Origin of the sequence: Actinomadura kijaniata NBRC 14229 (genome assembly GCF_001552175.1) — a bacterium.
GTDB classification, from domain to species: domain Bacteria; phylum Actinomycetota; class Actinomycetes; order Streptosporangiales; family Streptosporangiaceae; genus Spirillospora; species Spirillospora kijaniata.
The window spans coordinates 1-15,658 of record NZ_BCQR01000133.1 but is presented as its reverse complement, the minus strand read 5'-3'; the positions used below and the strand labels follow the sequence as shown (position 1 = coordinate 15,658).

The 15,658-nt window shown below is 73.9% G+C and carries 15 protein-coding genes; 5 read left to right on the top strand and 10 right to left on the bottom strand.

Going from position 1 to position 15,658, the window contains the following annotated elements:
- Positions 1 to 588 carry a TetR/AcrR family transcriptional regulator gene (locus AKI01S_RS34265; RefSeq protein ID WP_067827246.1) on the bottom strand — a complete coding sequence of 196 codons (588 nt, stop codon included), beginning with the start codon at positions 586 to 588 and terminating at the stop codon, positions 1 to 3.
- 86 nt (positions 589 to 674) lie between these two features.
- Here AKI01S_RS34265 and AKI01S_RS34260 point away from each other — a divergent pair, with 86 nt between their 5' ends.
- Entirely contained in the window at positions 675 to 1,094 is a 420-nt protein-coding gene (locus AKI01S_RS34260; RefSeq protein ID WP_067827243.1) for a VOC family protein, read from the top strand.
- A gap of 3 nt (positions 1,095 to 1,097) precedes the next feature.
- On the opposite strand, the gene AKI01S_RS34255 is transcribed toward AKI01S_RS34260, so the two are convergent.
- From AKI01S_RS34255 to AKI01S_RS34230, 6 genes are all read right to left on the bottom strand, one after another.
- The gene (locus AKI01S_RS34255) at positions 1,098 to 2,132 is read right to left on the bottom strand and encodes a hypothetical protein (RefSeq protein WP_157420357.1); all 1,035 of its coding nucleotides are present in this window, start codon (positions 2,130 to 2,132) and stop codon (positions 1,098 to 1,100) included.
- Positions 2,133 to 2,162: 30 nt separating this feature from the next.
- On the bottom strand, positions 2,163 to 3,263 hold the full coding sequence (locus AKI01S_RS34250) for an NAD(P)-dependent alcohol dehydrogenase (protein WP_067827237.1): 1,101 nt from the start codon (positions 3,261 to 3,263) through the stop codon (positions 2,163 to 2,165).
- A gap of 3 nt (positions 3,264 to 3,266) precedes the next feature.
- Complete coding sequence (locus tag AKI01S_RS34245) at positions 3,267 to 4,505, bottom strand: cytochrome P450 (protein WP_245681900.1); 1,239 nt, start codon at positions 4,503 to 4,505, stop codon at positions 3,267 to 3,269.
- Positions 4,506 to 4,709: 204 nt separating this feature from the next.
- Positions 4,710 to 5,477, bottom strand: a complete 768-nt coding sequence (locus tag AKI01S_RS34240) for a crotonase/enoyl-CoA hydratase family protein (RefSeq protein WP_067827234.1) — start codon at positions 5,475 to 5,477, stop codon at positions 4,710 to 4,712.
- The gene (locus AKI01S_RS34235) at positions 5,477 to 6,022 is read right to left on the bottom strand and encodes a PaaI family thioesterase (protein ID WP_067827232.1); all 546 of its coding nucleotides are present in this window, start codon (positions 6,020 to 6,022) and stop codon (positions 5,477 to 5,479) included. Before AKI01S_RS34235 ends, AKI01S_RS34240 begins: the two co-directional genes overlap by 1 nt.
- A gap of 70 nt (positions 6,023 to 6,092) precedes the next feature.
- Positions 6,093 to 7,856, bottom strand: coding sequence for an acyl-CoA dehydrogenase family protein (locus tag AKI01S_RS34230; RefSeq protein WP_067827230.1), 1,764 nt, complete (start codon positions 7,854 to 7,856; stop codon positions 6,093 to 6,095).
- Between the two features lie 65 nt (positions 7,857 to 7,921).
- Here AKI01S_RS34230 and AKI01S_RS34225 point away from each other — a divergent pair, with 65 nt between their 5' ends.
- The 3 genes from AKI01S_RS34225 (at position 7,922) to AKI01S_RS34215 (ending at position 12,102) form a co-directional block, all read left to right on the top strand.
- The gene (locus AKI01S_RS34225) at positions 7,922 to 8,659 is read left to right on the top strand and encodes a PaaX family transcriptional regulator C-terminal domain-containing protein (protein WP_157420356.1); all 738 of its coding nucleotides are present in this window, start codon (positions 7,922 to 7,924) and stop codon (positions 8,657 to 8,659) included.
- 101 nt (positions 8,660 to 8,760) lie between these two features.
- Positions 8,761 to 10,305, top strand: a complete 1,545-nt coding sequence (locus AKI01S_RS34220; protein WP_067827224.1) for a hypothetical protein — start codon at positions 8,761 to 8,763, stop codon at positions 10,303 to 10,305.
- A gap of 366 nt (positions 10,306 to 10,671) precedes the next feature.
- Positions 10,672 to 12,102 carry an amino acid permease gene (locus AKI01S_RS34215; protein ID WP_067827221.1) on the top strand — a complete coding sequence of 477 codons (1,431 nt, stop codon included), beginning with the start codon at positions 10,672 to 10,674 and terminating at the stop codon, positions 12,100 to 12,102.
- 42 nt (positions 12,103 to 12,144) lie between these two features.
- On the opposite strand, the gene AKI01S_RS34210 is transcribed toward AKI01S_RS34215, so the two are convergent.
- Both AKI01S_RS34210 and AKI01S_RS34205 read right to left on the bottom strand, forming a co-directional pair.
- A complete protein-coding gene (locus AKI01S_RS34210) occupies positions 12,145 to 13,269 on the bottom strand; it encodes a zinc-dependent alcohol dehydrogenase family protein (RefSeq protein ID WP_084000532.1) in 1,125 nt (374 codons plus the stop codon).
- The gene (locus AKI01S_RS34205) at positions 13,266 to 13,679 is read right to left on the bottom strand and encodes an acyl-CoA thioesterase (protein WP_067827311.1); all 414 of its coding nucleotides are present in this window, start codon (positions 13,677 to 13,679) and stop codon (positions 13,266 to 13,268) included. The genes AKI01S_RS34210 and AKI01S_RS34205 overlap by 4 nt, the downstream gene beginning before the upstream one ends.
- A 73-nt stretch (positions 13,680 to 13,752) precedes the next feature.
- On the opposite strand from AKI01S_RS34205, the gene AKI01S_RS34200 reads away from it, so the two are divergent.
- Positions 13,753 to 14,532 (top strand): hypothetical protein, encoded by a 780-nt coding sequence (locus AKI01S_RS34200; protein WP_067827217.1) that lies wholly within the window; start codon positions 13,753 to 13,755, stop codon positions 14,530 to 14,532.
- Between the two features lie 81 nt (positions 14,533 to 14,613).
- Here AKI01S_RS34200 and AKI01S_RS51995 read toward each other — a convergent pair.
- Positions 14,614 to 15,658, bottom strand: a 1,045-nt coding sequence (locus AKI01S_RS51995; protein ID WP_067827214.1) for a CU044_5270 family protein, incomplete at its 5' end; no start/stop codon positions are given.

Below are 15,658 nucleotides of genomic sequence, written 5' to 3'. Positions count from 1 at the left end.
TCAGGGGGCGGCGCGCAGGGCGTCCAGGAGGCGGGTCAGGGCCTCGGTCGTGGTGGTGAGGGCGTCCGGGTCGTCGGTCCGGGCCAGCCAGAGGACGGCCTCGTTCATCGCGCCTGACAGCAGGTGGACCAGGGGCTCCACCGGCTGGGCGGGGATGACGCCCGCCCCGGTCAGCTCGCGCAGGGCGTCGGCCAGGTGGCGGGCGGAGTTCTCCTCGTCCATCGCGCGCCACTCGTTCCAGCCGAGGACGGCCGGGCCGTCGATCAGCATGATCTGCTGCGCCTCGGGGTCGGTGGCGACCTCCAGGAACGCGCGGCAGCCCGCCACCAGCCGGTCCCACGGGTCGGGGCGGGCGTCGGCGGCGGCCGCCACGCGGTCGGCGACCTCGTGCTGGACCTGGTCGAGCACCGCGCGGAACAGGTCGGTCTTGTTGGCGAAGTGGTGGTAGAGCGCGCCCTTGGTGACGCCCGCGGCGGCGACGATCTCCGCCAGGCCGACCGCGCCATAGCCCCGGGCCGCGAACAGCCGGCGGGCCTCCGCGATCAGCGCGGCGCGCGTCCGGTCCCTGCGTTCCGCTCTGGCGTCCATCCGACCTCCTTGACATACCGACGGTATGCGACCTACGTTAGCGCCACATACCGACGGTATGTCACGCTGCCACCCTGGAGGACGCCATGTCCCTGTCCGGTTTCTATCCGGTGCTCTGCACCGAACGGGTCGCCGAGACCCGCGACTTCTACACCCGCCTGCTGGGCTTCGAGGTGACGTTCGAGGCGGACTGGTACGTCAGCCTGCGCCGGCCGGACGCGCCCCACTACGAGCTGGCGTTCGTGGACCACGCGCACCCGACCGTCCCGGAGTCCTACCGCAGGCCGGTGCGGGGTCTGCTGCTGAACTTCGAGGTCGACGACGTGGACGCCGAGCACGAGCGCCTCGTCGTCAAGGAGGGCCTGGCGGAGGAGCTGTCGCTGCGCAGCGAGGACTTCGGCCAGCGCCACTTCATCGTCTCCGACCCGAACGGCGTCCTCGTCGACGTCATCACGCAGATCCCGCCCTCGGGGGAGTTCGCCGCCCAGTACGCGTCGCCGGAGTGACGCTCACCCCGACGGCGCGACCGCGGCCGCCCAGCGCGCGGCCTCGTCGGCGGGCAGCACCCGGTCGAGGGTGACCTCGGGGCGCATGAGGGGATAGGCGCGACCCGCGTTCCAGGCGCGGGGGTACGGGGGCGGATCGAGGACGACCACGCGGTGGCCGTGGAACGGCGGGATGTCGGCCGGGCGGCCCTCGTTCCAGATCCACTTGCCGTGGGCGTCCACCAGGTTGAAGCTGCCGTGGATGCCGTTCGGGGGCTGCGGCGGGCCGTCGGTGGCGGCGGCGATCCACTCGGGGGCGGGACGGTCGCCGGGGACGAGCCCCCGCGCCCCGTCGCCGATCAGCGTGGCCGCCAGCAGGGTGTGCAGCTGGAAGTTGTCACCGACGCCGCTGATGGTGACCTGGTAGGCGCGGCCGGTGGCGCGGTGCACGACGACCAGGGTCTCGTCGTCGAGCACCTGGAGGAGGCCCGCCAGCCAGTGCGTTGCGGGCAGCTCCTCGGGCGCGGCGGCCACCGCGGCGGCCAGGCGTTCGCGGTGCGGCAGGTCCCGGCGGACCTCCCTGCGCTGGAGGGGCACGAGCAGGGCGGGGATCCAGTCGCCGACGGTGAACCAGGCCTCGGCCAGGTCCTGCTCCCCGGGCGCGAGCCGTGCGAGAACGCCCGGGACGGCCTCGTCGTCGGCGGGGTCGGGAAGGTCCTCCTCACCGGCGAGGGCCTGCCAGCGTTCCGCGAAGCGCGCGGCGCGCTCCAGGCCCTCGGCGACGCGTTCGGCCAGGACGCCGAGCGCCGCGCCGGGGGCGGCCCCCAGCTCGACGAGGTTGCCCGCGAGGACGGCCAGCGGGGCGCCGTTGCCCAGCCGCACACCGGCGACGGCGGGGGCCAGCACCTCCAGCGCGGCGGTGCGCTCCGCCGTCCCGGCCTTCCGCGCGCGCCGCACCACGGCGTCGTGGGCGGCGGGGAACGCCTCCTCGTCGGCGCGTTCCACCACGTCCGCCAGCACGGCGCACAGGTCCGGCAACGACTGTTTTCTCCGCAGCATGCGCGGAGACTACCGACCGGGACCGACAGGTCAGGATTCCGTCAGCAGGACCGGCTTGACGACCTTGCCGGAGAGGGAGTCGGCCTCGGCCCGGCCGACGTCGGCCAGGGGATAGGTCCCGATCAGCCGGTCGAACGGGAAGCGGCCCTGCTTCCACAGCTCGACCAGGCGCGGGATGAACAGCTGGGGGACGACGTCGCCCTCGATGATCCCCTTCACCGTGCGGCCCATCAGCAGGAGCGTCGGGTCCAGGCGGTACTCCCGCGCCCCCACCCCCACCAGGCCGCAGACCCCGGTGGTGCGCAGGGACGCGACGGCCGCGCCCACGACCTCGGGGACCGCCGTGGTGTCGAGCGCGTACTGCACGCCCTCGCCGCCGGGTGTCAGCGCCCTGATCCGGGCGGGCAGGTCCTCGTCGGCCCCGTCGAAGGCGTGCGTCGCGCCCAGCTCGCGGGCCAGGTCGAGACGGGACGCGTGCAGGTCCACCGCGATGATCGTGGTGGCCCCGGCGACGCGGGCCGCCATCACGGCCGCGAGGCCCACCGCCCCCGCGCCGAACACCGCGAGGCTGTCGCCCGCGCCCACGCCGAGGGAGACCAGGACCGAGCCCGCGCCGGTCTGCATGCCGCAGCCGAGCGGGCCCATCAGCGCCAGCGGCACGTCCGGGTCGATCGGGACCGTGTTGCGGACGGTCGCCAGGGCGTGCGTCGCGAACGACGACTGCCCGAACCAGCGGTTGTTGACCGGCGTGCCGTCGGCGGCCGTCAGGCGGGCGACGCCGTCCAGCGGCGCGGAGTACATGTTCAGCGCCGCCATCCGCGCGCAGTTGCCGGGCCGGGCGGCGCGGCAGTTGGCGCACGCGCCGCAGGAGTCGAGGGACAGCACGACCGGCGTTCCCGGCTCCAGCGCCACGCCGGGGCCGACCGCCTCGACCGTCCCGGCGCCCTCGTGGCCCAGGACCACCGGCTTCGCCACGCGGTCGTCGGGGGCGCGGCCCAGCAGGTCGGTGTGGCACAGGCCGGTGCCCGCGATGCGGACGACCAGCTCGCCGGGGCCCGGGTCGCGCAGCTCCAGGGGCTCCATCGCGTAGGGGGCGTCGTGGGCGCGCAGCACCGCCGCCTCGATCCGCACGGGTCAGCCCTTCACGGTGTAGCGGACGGGCAGGTGCTTCAGGCCGCCCACGAACGTGGTCGCGATGCCCTCCGGCTCCCCGCCCATCTCGATGGACTCCAGGCGCGGCAGCAGCTCCTCGAAGAACGCGCGCACCTCGATGCGGGCCAGCGCCGCGCCCAGGCAGTAGTGGACGCCGAACCCGAACGCCAGGTGCCGGTTCGGATCCCGGCCCGCGTCGAAGCGGAACGGGTCCTCGAACACCTCCTCGTCGCGGTTGCCGGACGGGTAGGACAGCAGCAGCGCCTCCCCCGCGCGGATCCGCCTGCCGCCGACCTCGCAGTCCTCCACGGCGGTGCGCATGAACCCCTTGACCGGCGTGACCCAGCGGATCATCTCGTCGACGGCCGACGGCATCAGGGACGGGTCGGCGCGCAGCCGGTCGAGCTGGTCGGGGTGCTCGATCAGGGCGTGCAGGCCGCCGGAGATCGTGGAGCTGGTGGTGTCGTGCCCGGCGGTCGCGATGATGACGTAGTAGGAGGCGGTGTCGAGGTCGCCGAGGGGCTCGCCGTCGACCCTCGCGTTCGCGATCGCGGAGGCGAGGTCGTCGGTGGGGTGGGCGCGGCGGGCGGCGGTGAGCTCCTGGAAGTAGGCGAAGAAGTCCAGCAGGACCGCGAGCCGCTCCTCCGCGCTCGTGCCCCGGCGCAGCTCCGTGTCGTCACCGCCGAACATCTCCTGCGTGAGCTTGAGCATCCGGTCGAAGTCGGACTCGGGCAGGCCGAGCAGCGACAGGATCACGTAGAGGGGGAAGTGGACCGCCACGTCCTGGGCGAAGTCGCACTCGCCGCCGAGTTCGGCCATGCGGTCCACGTAGCGTTTGGCCAGCTCGCGGACGCGGGGCTCCAGCGCGCGCATCGCCTTGGGGCGGAACCAGTCGGCGCCGATCGCGCGGATCACCCGGTGGTCCGGGTCGTCCATGTGGATGAGGGTGCGCAGCGCGACGCCCTGCGCGGCGCGCTCGGCGTTCATCGCGTCGAGCTCGGCGGTGACCAGCACCGGGCGCGGGGCGTTGAGGAAGCGCGTGTGGGCGCGTTCGACCTCCATGATGTCGGCGTGCCGGGTGACGGCCCAGAAGGGGTTGTAGCCCTCCCGCTCCACCCGGTGGACCGGGTCCTCGCGGCGCAGCAGCGCCAGGGCCTCGTGCAGCCGCCGGTCGTCGGCGTAGGCCGTCGGGTCGGCGAGCGCGCGGCCCGCCTCGTCCACGGTCAAGCCCGCGATCATGTCCATGCCCGCCCCATCCCCTGAGAGACCCGACCCCGTGAGCGAACCTAGGAGCCGAGCCCGGCCCGGTCAAGGATGATCATTTTCCCGAACGGGGCCCACCGGACATATCCGGCCCCTCGATTGCGACATCCCCGCAGGAGGACCCCACTCCACCGCGAAACGCGGCCGGAAGCGGGCTCCGCGCTAGATGTCGGTGAAGTCGCCGTGGCGACCGTGGCCTGCTGCGAATCTCGCGGCGCCCTCGGCGGCCTCGTGCAGGGCCCTGGTCCCGTGTTCCAGCTCGTTGGCCATGGCCGCCTGCTCGGTGAGGCCGTCCTGCTCCAGCGCCGACATGCGGTCGCCGCGCAGGCAGGTCTGGGGGAAGCGGGCGATCTCGGCCGCGAGCTCCTCGGCGGCCTCGCGGGAGGCGCCGGGCGGGACCAGGCGGTTGGCCAGGCCGATCTCCAGGGCCTCCCGCGCCGGGACCGGGCGGCCGGTGAGGATCAGGTCCATGGCGCGGGAGGCGCCGATCAGGCGGGGCAGCCGGACCGTCCCGCCGTCGATCAGCGGGACGCCCCAGCGGCGGCAGAACACGCCGAACGTCGCGTCCTCCTCCGCCACCCGCAGGTCGCACCAGAGCGCCAGCTCCAGGCCGCCCGCCACCGCGTGGCCCGCGACGGCGGCGATCACCGGTTTGGACAGGCGCATCCGGGTCGGGCCCATCGGGCCGTCGCCGTCGGGGGCGACCCGGTTGCCCCGGCCCGCGCCGATCGCCTTGAGGTCGGCGCCCGCGCAGAACGTCCCGCCCTCGCCCCACAGCACGGCGACGGCGGCGTCCGGGTCGGCGTCGAACGCCCGGAACGCGTCCGCCAGCGCGGCGGCCGTGGGCCCGTCCACCGCGTTGCGGACCTCGGGCCGGGACAGGACGACGGTGGTGACGGGGCCTCGGCGCTCGGTGCGTACCGTGGGCATCAGTTCATCCGCTCCTTGGTGAAGTGTTCCTGGGGGACCTCGACGAACAGCCCCGCCGCGCGCACGGCGGGCGGCCCGTCCGGCGCGCCGGCGCGCCCCTCCCCTTCGAGGTACGCCTTGCGGCCGTCCACGCCCCGGCACCACGCCCTCAGGTACAGCGTGGCGCCGACGGGGACGGGCCGCAGGAAGTCGGTCTCCAGGCGGCCGGTGACGTACCGCCTGCCCAGCAGCCACGCCGCCCAGCCGAGCATCTCGTCCATCGCGGTGGCGAGCACCCCGCCGTGCGCCAGGCCGGGCGCCCCCTGGTGGGCCCGCTGCACGACGTACTCGGCGCGGACGACGCCGTCGGCGTGGCCGGTGCGCCGGAGGCGCAGGCCGTGGGGGGACTCCTCGCCGCAGCCGAAGCATCCCGCGTAGTCGGCCAGCACGCCGTCGGTCAGCCGCGGGTCGGGCCCGGCCTCCTCCGGGACGGCCGCGCCGGGCGGCGGCGTGGTCCGGGAGGAGGCGGGGCCGGTGGGGAGGCGGTCCACGGAGGGCGTCGTCATCTGGGGCTCCTTCCGCATCGAATACCGAGCGAAGTTCGGTTTCCTGCGGCCTCCGAGGGTACGGGAACGCTTACGACCGGTCGTCCACCAGGGCTCCGTCCGCCAGGTCGGCGAAGCGCTCCAGGTCCTCGGCCGGGCCGTCGATCCCGCGCAGCGGACCGTGGTCGGCCAGGCGGGCGCGGGCGTAGAGACGGGCGACCAGGGCCTTGCGGTCGGTGCCGTGCTCCGCGCGCTCCCAGGCCGCCTGCTCCACCAGCAGGGCCGCCGCGTACACGTCGGCCATGTAGCCCGCCAGCGGGTACAGCCGCGCCTCGGCGGTCTCCGGATCCAGCTTGCGCCACGCCTCGACCGCCTCGCGCAGGTGGCCGGCGCGGTCGGCGACCAGGTCGGCCGGGGCGTCGGCGGGGGCGTCGGCGAGCGCGGCGGCCAGCCGGTCGAAGAACGGCTCGTGCGCGTCGTGGCGTTCGATCGCGCGGCGGACGTCCAGGCAGAGGATGTTGTCGCCGCCCTCCCAGATCGGGTTGACCTGGGCGTCGCGGAGGATACGGGCGACCGGCCACTGCTCGATGTAGCCGTTGCCGCCGTGGATCTCGACCGCGGCACTGGCGGCGGTCACGCCGAGACGCGCGGCGCGCAGCTTGATCAGCGGCGCCCCGACGCGCAGGCGGGGGCTCGCGAGATAGCCGTCGAACACCATCGCCTGGACCGCCTCGGTCTCCACGATCATCTCGGCGAGCTGGCGGCGCATCAGCGGCTTGTCGTACAGCGGGCCGCCGAACGCCTCGCGGGCCCGGGCGTAGCACAGCGACTCGACCAGGGAGCGCCGGGCGCAGCCCAGGCCCATCATCGCGATGCCGAGGCGGGCGGCGTTGGTCATCTCCATCATGCGGGCCAGCCCCCTGCCGTCACCGCCGCCGCCACCGGTCCCGGACGGGGCCAGCAGGAACGCCTCCGCGTCGGTGAACTCCACCTCCCCCGACGCCACCGACCGCGTGCCCAGCTTGTCCTTCAGGCGGCGGATGCGCACGCCGTTGCGCGAGCCGTCGCGGCGTTCCCGCAGCACCAGGAACGGGGCGACGCCGCGCACGCCGTCGGGCGCGCCCCCGGGCTTGGCGAGCACGACGAACGCCGAGCCGCCCGCGTTGGAGGCGAACCACTTGAACCCGTTGAGCCGCCACGCGTCGCCGTCCGGGGTCGCGGTCGACTCCAGCGCGCCGAGGTCCGAGCCGCCGGAGCGTTCGGTGAGCATCTGCGCGGCCTCGCCGGAGAAGTACCCGGCGGCGAACAGCTCGCGGACCCGCTCCTTCACGTCGTCGGGCGCGAACATCTCGGCCAGGCCCACCACCATGTCGCCGCCGGTGCCGAGCGCACACGCCATGCCGATGTCGGCCTGGTCCAGCAGGTAGCTCCAGGTCACCGCCAGCGGCACCGGGTCCACGCCCGCCCGCCGCGCCTCCGCCAGGAACTCCGGGCGGGTGAGGCTCGTGGCGACCAGGTCGCGGCGCGCCTCCTCGAACGACGGCGGCATCACCACGCGGCTGACGTCGCGGCCCCACCGGTCGTACTTCTCCAGGCGGGGCGGGTTGCGGTCGGTCTCCTCGGCGCGTTCGGCGATCGGGCCGCCCATCAGCGCGCCGAGCTCCCGCAGCCGGGGCTCGGCCCAGGCGAGGCCGCGTTCGCCGAGGTGGTGGCGGAGCAGGAAGCGGAGGGTGGGGTCGCAGGCGTACCAGTCGAGGCCGACGGCCCCGCGGTAGCGCTCGGTCGCGTAGCGGCGCGCCTTGTCCGGACCGCCGAACGGGAGCCGGTCCACCGGCTCGATGAGGTAGGAACCCATGCCCGGACATTACGACTTTTCCACACGTGATGGAAGAGTGTAATCGCGGTAGGGTCCCGAGCACGATGACCAACGCCCTGGGACTGCGTCCGCTCACGGCCCGCTCGGTGGTGCTGAGCACGCTGCTCGGCATGCACCCGCCCCGGCTGCGCACGCGGCACCTGGTCCGGGTCGGCGAGCTGTTCGGGATCGCCGAGGGGACGGTCCGGGTCGCGCTGTCGCGGATGGTCGCCGCCGGGGACCTGGTGCAGGTGGACGGCCACTACCAGCTCACCGAACGGCTCCTCGGCCGCCAGCGGCGGCAGGACGAGAGCCGGTCGCCCCGCACCCGCCCCTGGGACGGCACCTGGGAGATCGCCGTCGTCACCGCCGACCGCCGCCCCGCCGCCGACCGCGCGGCCCTGCGCCAGGCCATGTCGGAGCTGCGGCTCGCCGAGATCCGCGAGGGCGCCTGGCTGCGCCCGGCGAACCTGGCGCGCCCCCGGCCGGAGATCGTGGCGCGGCAGTGCGCGTTCCTGACCGGCCGCCCCGAGCAGGACCCGGTCACGCTGGCCGGGGCGCTGTGGGACCTGACCGGCTGGGCGGACACCGCGCGGGCGCTGCGGTCGGCGCTGGACGAGGCCGACGCGATGGCCGAGCGGTTCACGGTGGCGGCGGCGGTGCTGCGGCACCTGCTGGCCGACCCGCTGCTGCCGCGCGAGCTGCTGCCCGAGGACTGGCCGGGCCCGGGGCTGCGCGCGCACTACGAACGGTTCGAGTCCGGCTTCCGGGACCTGCTCACCGCCCATATCCTGGGATCTTGACGACCGGTCCCGGCGCTCGGGATCATTACGCCCTCCCCCCGCCGCACCGTCAGCCCCACGCGTCCTCCCAGGCGCGTCCCTCCCCCCACGCGAAGGCTCCGTTGCACAGTCGCCCCCTCCGTGCCGTCACGCTCACGCTCGCGGCCGGACTCTCCCTCGGCCTGACCGCGGTCCCGGCCGAGGCCGCCGCCACCCACGCGCTCGCCGTCACCGCCATCGGCCGCGACGGCGCGGCCGTCAAGCCCGGCGCCTACCTCATCGACGTCCGGACCGGACAGGGCCGGGAGGTGCCCGGCGGACGCGGCGTCCGCGTCCGGGCCGGGACCTACGCGGTCACCACCCTCATCGAGACCGGCGAGGCCCTCACCCTGGGCACCCGCGTCGTCAAGGTCACCAGGAGCCAGACCGTCGCGTTCGACGCCCGCAAGGGGCGGCAGGTCCGCTTCTCGGTCGACGACCCGACCGCCGAGGTCACCGGCCTGAACGTGCTGCCGCTGGTGAACGGCGAGTGGTCGGTCAACCCGATCTCCGGCTGGTCCCCGCCGAACGCCACCTACGTCATCCCCACCACCAGCAAGTACGTGTCGCTCGCCGCGCACGCCGTGCTGGAGCGCAGGGGCTCCGGCGCCGAGAACCCCAGCCCGTACCGGTACGACCTGGTCCGCGTCGCCAAGGGCGGCATCCCGGCCACGCCGGTGTACCGCTCCAAGCGCGCCGACCTGGCCCGCGTGGACGTGCACGTCCGCTCGTTCGACAACGGCCAGACCGGCGGGATGGACCTGCGAGCCTCTGCCCCCGACAACAGGGGATGGCTCACCCACATGCACACCGAGCTCGGCGCGCTCCCCCGCACCGTGGTCTCCTACCGGACCCCGGGGCTCCGCTGGAACCCGGACGTCACCATCAGCGGCCCGCACGGCAACGCCACCATCAGCGACCACAACGACGACCCGACCTACAAGAAGGGCCGTTTCACCGAGACGTGGGGCCGGGCCGTGTGGGGACCGTCCCGCAACGGCGTCGGCGGCTCCATCGACGGCCGCTACCTCCACCTGACGCCGCGATCCCTGATCTGCCAGCCGCCGCGCACCGTCAACCAGGACTGCGGCCTGAGCGGCGTCACCAAGAGCGCCAGGCTGTACCGGGGCACGACCCTGCTGGCCCAGGGCAAGGGCGACCTGCGCGTCAAGATCCCGACCAGGGCGGCCTGGTACACGCTGAAGGTCGAGGCCCGGCGTCCGGCCGGGGCGCTGCTGTCCACCCGCGTGGCCGCGACCCTGCGGTTCAAGGCCCGGGGCTACGACGACGGCCTCGGCCACGGCGGGGTGAGCGCGCTGACCACCGTCTACGCGCCGCGCGGCCTGGACGCCCGCAACCACGCCGCCCGCGGCTCGCTGACCTCCGTCCCGCTGACGGTGAAGGGGCACCCCGACTCCCGCACCACGCTGAAGTCCCTGGTCGTCGAGGCCTCGGCGGACGGCGGCAGGACCTGGCGGAAGCTGGCCGTCAAGCGCGAGGGCTCGCACTGGGTGGTGCGGGTCCGCAACCCGAACGCGGCGGGCTTCGTGTCCCTGCGCGCCACGGCGAAGGACGGCACGGGCGCGACCTCCGTGCAGACGATCACCAACGCGTACGGCGTGCGCTGACCGCTCGCCCCGCGCCGGGGGCCGTTCGTCGCACCGTCCCCACCGCTTGTCGGATGGAAGGTGTGAACGAGCCCCGGCGCGGGCGGTCGCGGCTACCTTCTATCTCGTCCGTCGCGGGCTCCGACCGGGCGCCCGAACTGGGGGGTAAGGGCTCCGCCGGGGTCGTCGAGCCGCACGGACACAGCGGGAAGAACGCCGCGCGGCCGCTTCGGGCGGCCGCGCGGCGCCCGCCTTCCCCTTCCCCACCCTGGCGCCGGGGTTTCGGGTGACCGAATTGTGATGGTTGTGGAAGTGACGAGCGGGGCTGCCGGGGGCATGGTTCTGCGTTGGCCTGCAACGTGGCAGGCCAACGTAAGGAGGCTCGCTATGTCGGTGTTGCACGCGATGACGCGGCGCAAACCCGTCGACCAGATCGATGACGAGAGTGAGTCGTCCGGCCTCAGCCGGACGCTCGGCCTGTGGCAGCTCACCGCGATCGGCGTCGGCGGCATCATCGGGGCCGGGATCTTCTCGTTGGCCGGTGCGGTGGCCAACAAGACGGCCGGACCCGCGGTGCTGCTGTCGTTCCTGATCGCGGGGGTGGCGAGCGCGGCGGCGGCGTTCTCCTACGCCGAGTTCGCCGGGCTCATCCCCCGCGCCGGATCCGCCTACACCTACGGGTACGCCGTGCTCGGCGAGTTCGCCGGATGGGCGATCGGGTGGGACCTGCTGCTGGAGTACACCGCGATCGTGGCGGTGGTCGCGATCGGCATCTCCGGGTACTTCAACGACCTGCTCGGGTTCATGCACGTCGACCTGCCCCTGTGGATGATGGGCGCGCCCGGGACCGAACCCGAGGGCGTCGCGGCGGGCAGCTACAAGGTCAACCTGTTCGCGGCCCTGCTGTGCCTGCTCATCGCGTGGGTGCTGAACCTCGGGATGAAGAACGCGGCGCGGTTCGAGACGGCGCTGGTGTACCTGAAGGTCGGCATCGTGCTGCTGGTCATCGTGGTCGGCGTCTTCAAGATCAACACGGGGAACTACTCGCCGTTCTTCCCGTTCGGGGTCGGCGGCGCCGTCACCGGCGCGGCCACCGTGTTCTTCGCCGTCTTCGGCTACGACGCGATGAGCACCGCGGCCGAGGAGTCCAAGGACGCGCGGCGGCACATGCCGAAGGCGATCATCTACTCGCTGGCGATCTCGATGGTGCTGTACGTGCTGGCCTGCCTGGTGCTGACCGGCATGGTCGACTACCGCGACATCGACCCCAACGCGGCGTTCTCCTCGGCGTTCCAGTCGGTCGGGCTGAACACCGTCGGGATCGTCATCGCGGTCGGCGCGATCCTCGGCGTGCTGACCGTGCTGTTCACGTTCATGATGGGCGCGGCGCGGGTGTGGTTCTCGATGAGCCGCGACGGGCTGCTGCCGATGTGGTTCGCCAAGACGCACCCCACGCGGAAGGTGCCGACCCGGATCACCTGGATCCTGGGCGCGGGATCGGCGCTGATCGCCGGGTTCCTGCCGATCGCCGAGGCCGCCGAGCTCACCAACATCGGCATCCTGCTGGCGTTCATCGTGGTGTGCGTCGCGGTGGTCGTGCTGCGGTACAAGCGGCCCGACCTGCCGCGCGAGTTCCGCACGCCGGGCATGCCGGTCGTGCCGATCATCGGCGTGGTGTTCTCGTTCTGGCTGATCACGTTCCTCCAGTGGCAGACCTGGCTGCGGTTCGCGGCCTGGTTCCTGCTGGGGACGCTGGTGTACTTCGCCTACAGCCACCGGCACTCGCTGCTCGGCCGGGGGGCCGGGAAGTCCGAGTGACCCCGCGGTCGGCGGCGCGCCGGTGGCGCGCCGCCGACCCGGTCAGAACGTCACGACCTGCCGGACGGCCTCGCCGGTGTGCAGCCGGTCGAACCCCGCGTTGATCTCGTCGAGGGTCAGCCGGTGCGACAGCAGCGCGTCGACCGGCAGCGTCCCGGAGCGGTACATCCCGACGAAGCGCGGCACGTCGCGGCGCGGCACGCACGAGCCCAGGTAGCTGCCGCGCAGCGTGCGCTCCTCGGCGACCAGGCTGAGCGCCGGGAGGGTGAGCGGCGCGCCGGGGTCGGGCAGCCCGACGGTGACGGTGGTGCCGCCCGCGCGGGTGGCGGCGTAGGACTGTTCGAGGACCCGCACGACGCCGGTGGTGTCGATGACCTTCTCCGCTCCGCCGCGCGTGAGGTCGCGCACCTGCTCGACGGTGTCGGGACCGCCCTTGACCACGGCGGTCGCGCCGAGCCGGCGCGCCAGGTCGAGCTTGTGGTCCACCACGTCCACCGCGACGAGCGTCGAGGCCCCGGCGGCCCTGGCGGCCAGCAGCGCGGCCAGGCCGACGCCTCCCAGCCCGAACACCGCGACGCTGTCGCCGGGCGTGACCCGCGCGCTGTAGAGCGCCGCCCCGGCCCCGGTGAGCACCGCGCAGCCGAACAGCGCGGCGATCTCGTGGGGCAGGTCGCCGTCCACCTTCACCGCCGACCGCGCCGACACGACCGTGTACTCGGAGAACGCCGAGACGCCCAGGTGGTGGTGGGGCCGGGTGCCGTCGGGGGCGGTGAAGCGGCGGGCGCCCGACAGCAGCGTCCCGGCCCCGTTCGCCTGGGCCCCGGGCCCGCACAGCGCCGGGCGGCCGTCCACGCAGCGCTCGCAGTGACCGCACGCCGGGACGAACGCCAGCACCACGCGGTCGCCGGGCGCGAAGTCCGTTCCCTCCCCCGCCTCCACGACCTCGCCCGCCGCCTCGTGGCCGAGCGCCATGGGCAGGGGGCGGAGCCGGGAGCCGTTGATGACCGACAGGTCCGAGTGGCACAGGCCCGCCGCGCCCACCCTGACCAGCAGCTCACCGGGGCCGGGCGGGTCCAGCCGCAGTTCGGTGACCTCCAGGGGGCGGGAGTCGGCGTACGGGGCGGGGCGGCCGGACTCGACCAGGACGGCGGCGCGGGTCGTCGTCACGCGATCACCAGCTTCTCCATCTCGGACCGGACCGTTCCGGTGATCTCCACGGGGCGGCGGCTGTCCCGCCCCACGAACACGTGCACGAAGTGTCCCTCGGCGATCAGCGTGCCGTCGCCGCGCCGCATCCCGACCTCCCAGCGCACGCTGGACCGCCCGAGCCTGCCGACGCGCAGGCCGACGTCGATGGTGTCGGGGAAGGACACCTCGGCCTTGTAGACGCAGTGCGACTCCACGCACAACGCGACGGCGTCCGAGCGCACCGGGTCGAACCCGGCCGTGCGGATCATCCACTCGTTGATCACGGTGTCCATGAGGGAGTAGTGGACGACATTGTTGACGTGCCCGTACACGTCGTTGTCCTTCCACCGGGTGGGAACCCGCTCCCAGTACAGGTAATCGCCGGTCATGCCGGTCACTGTAGGGCCATCCTAGAAAACGGTTCTAGAGCGGGGGCCGTGGAATGTGCTTCCATGGCCCACCATGAAGGGCGACAACCCTTACCCCCTGCCCGGCAAGTCCCCCCACGAACCCGGCCGCGATCCCCACCACGGGCCCGGCCACGGGCCCCGCCACGACCCCTACGCGGCGCTCCCGGACGACGAGCGGCGGCGCGTCCAGGAGATCCTCGACAAGAACAAGCGGACCGAACGGCGCATCCTCCACGTCGTCCTCGGCTGCATCGCCCTCTCCGGCGTGCTGCTCGCCGTCGTCGTCGGCGGGCTGATGCTGTGGGCCGACGACAAGAAGACCGCCGCCAAGAAGCGTGACAGGACCGCGTTCACCGTCAACACGTTCTACCCCGACGGGGAACGGTTCACCGCCCGGATCAACCAGACGGTCGAGACCTACACCCGCCTCAACGCCCGGGACCTCCCCGGCGCGGCGGGCTGCCAGGCGGGCGCGACCGACGCGGCCACCCGGGAACTGCTGACCCGCCTCAGATGCGACGGCCGCGTCGAGATCGCCCTCCGGACCGGCGCGAACGTCCTGGTCAGCAGCCACGTCCTGCGCTTTCCCGACGAGAACGCCGCCAAGCAGGCCGCGGCCGCGATGAAGTACACGGGTCTGCGCTTCACGGCGGGCGGTCCGGTCAAGCCCAGGGGCGGCGCGACCTACGGCGACGTGACGGCGCGCGGCCGCTACATCGCCGTCACGGCCTCGTCCTCCAAGCCCCAGGCGGACATCCAGCGCAAGACCCGCCGCGGCGCGGCGATGATCCACGCTGAGACCTCGAACGTCCTGCTCTGGACCGAGGACTGACCCGGCCGTCCGACGGCGCCCGGACGGGAGCGTGCGTTCGCGTCAAAGACCGTAGACGCGAACGCACGCGGTCACCGTTCGTCACGAACGGTCGGGCGGGAGCAGCGCCCCGGCGGGCGGCTCCGCGTCCGTCCACTCGCTGACCTCGAAGATCTGGTAACCGGCCAGCTCACCGGGCTTGTGGAACCGGTCGGGCAGGTCCCTGGCCTCCAGCCTCCTGGGCCGGCCGTCGTCCCCGGGGGGAAGGGGGCGGCTGCCGCGCGGGGGCTTCACCACCAGGTCCCGGATCGCCAGCAGCCTCCCGGCGGCCGGATCGATGATGAACTGCCGCCGGTACGTGCCGAGCTGCTTGGGCGCGGTGTACAGGCCGAGCGGCACGGTGGTCTCCAGCGGCAGCGAGACCGCGGTGCCGGGGCGTCCCTGCGGATCGGTCGTCCCGCCCTCGGGCCGCACCCCGGGCAGCGCCGCCAGCATCCGGAACGTCGCCGCGCGCACCCGGGGAGGCGCGGGCGCCGTGGACAGCAGCGTCCCGGCCACCTCGCTGAGGGCGCGGACCCGCTCCTGGCCGGACAGCGCCCGGATCGGCTCCTTGCGGGCCGTGGAGGACCGGGCGCGCCAGTTGCCCCTGAGGTCGAGCAGGGCGTTCCGGAGCGCCCCGGGCTCGGTGGGCAGCTTGGCGATCTGGTCGACGGTCAGACCGTGCCATCCCCCCTCGGTGGGCATCCGCGGTCCCGTCTGGGCCGAGGGGTTCATCTCCAGGAGCATGTCCCCCCCGCCCCCCTCCGAGTTGGGGATCTTCACCATGCCGGGGGACCCGGCGGCCTGCCACCGCTGCCTGTCCCGGGCGGTGACCGGAACGTCGGGCAGGTCCAGGTGGGCCGAGCTGCCCCTGCCGTCCCGCGCGAACCAGAGATCGTTCCCCTGACGCGAGTCGATCCGGTAGTGGGACGCCTCCCGCGCGCCGACCGCGTAGATCTCGCCGAGGACGCTCCTGGCGTGCCAGTAGCGGCCGGCCGGCGCCTTCTGCGCGCTGGCGGCGGCGACCAGCAGCGCGTTGCCCGGGACCGCCGGGGCGGGCGCCGCGCCGCCGTCGGGCCGGAGGGTGACGGCCGTGACGCCCGCGGCC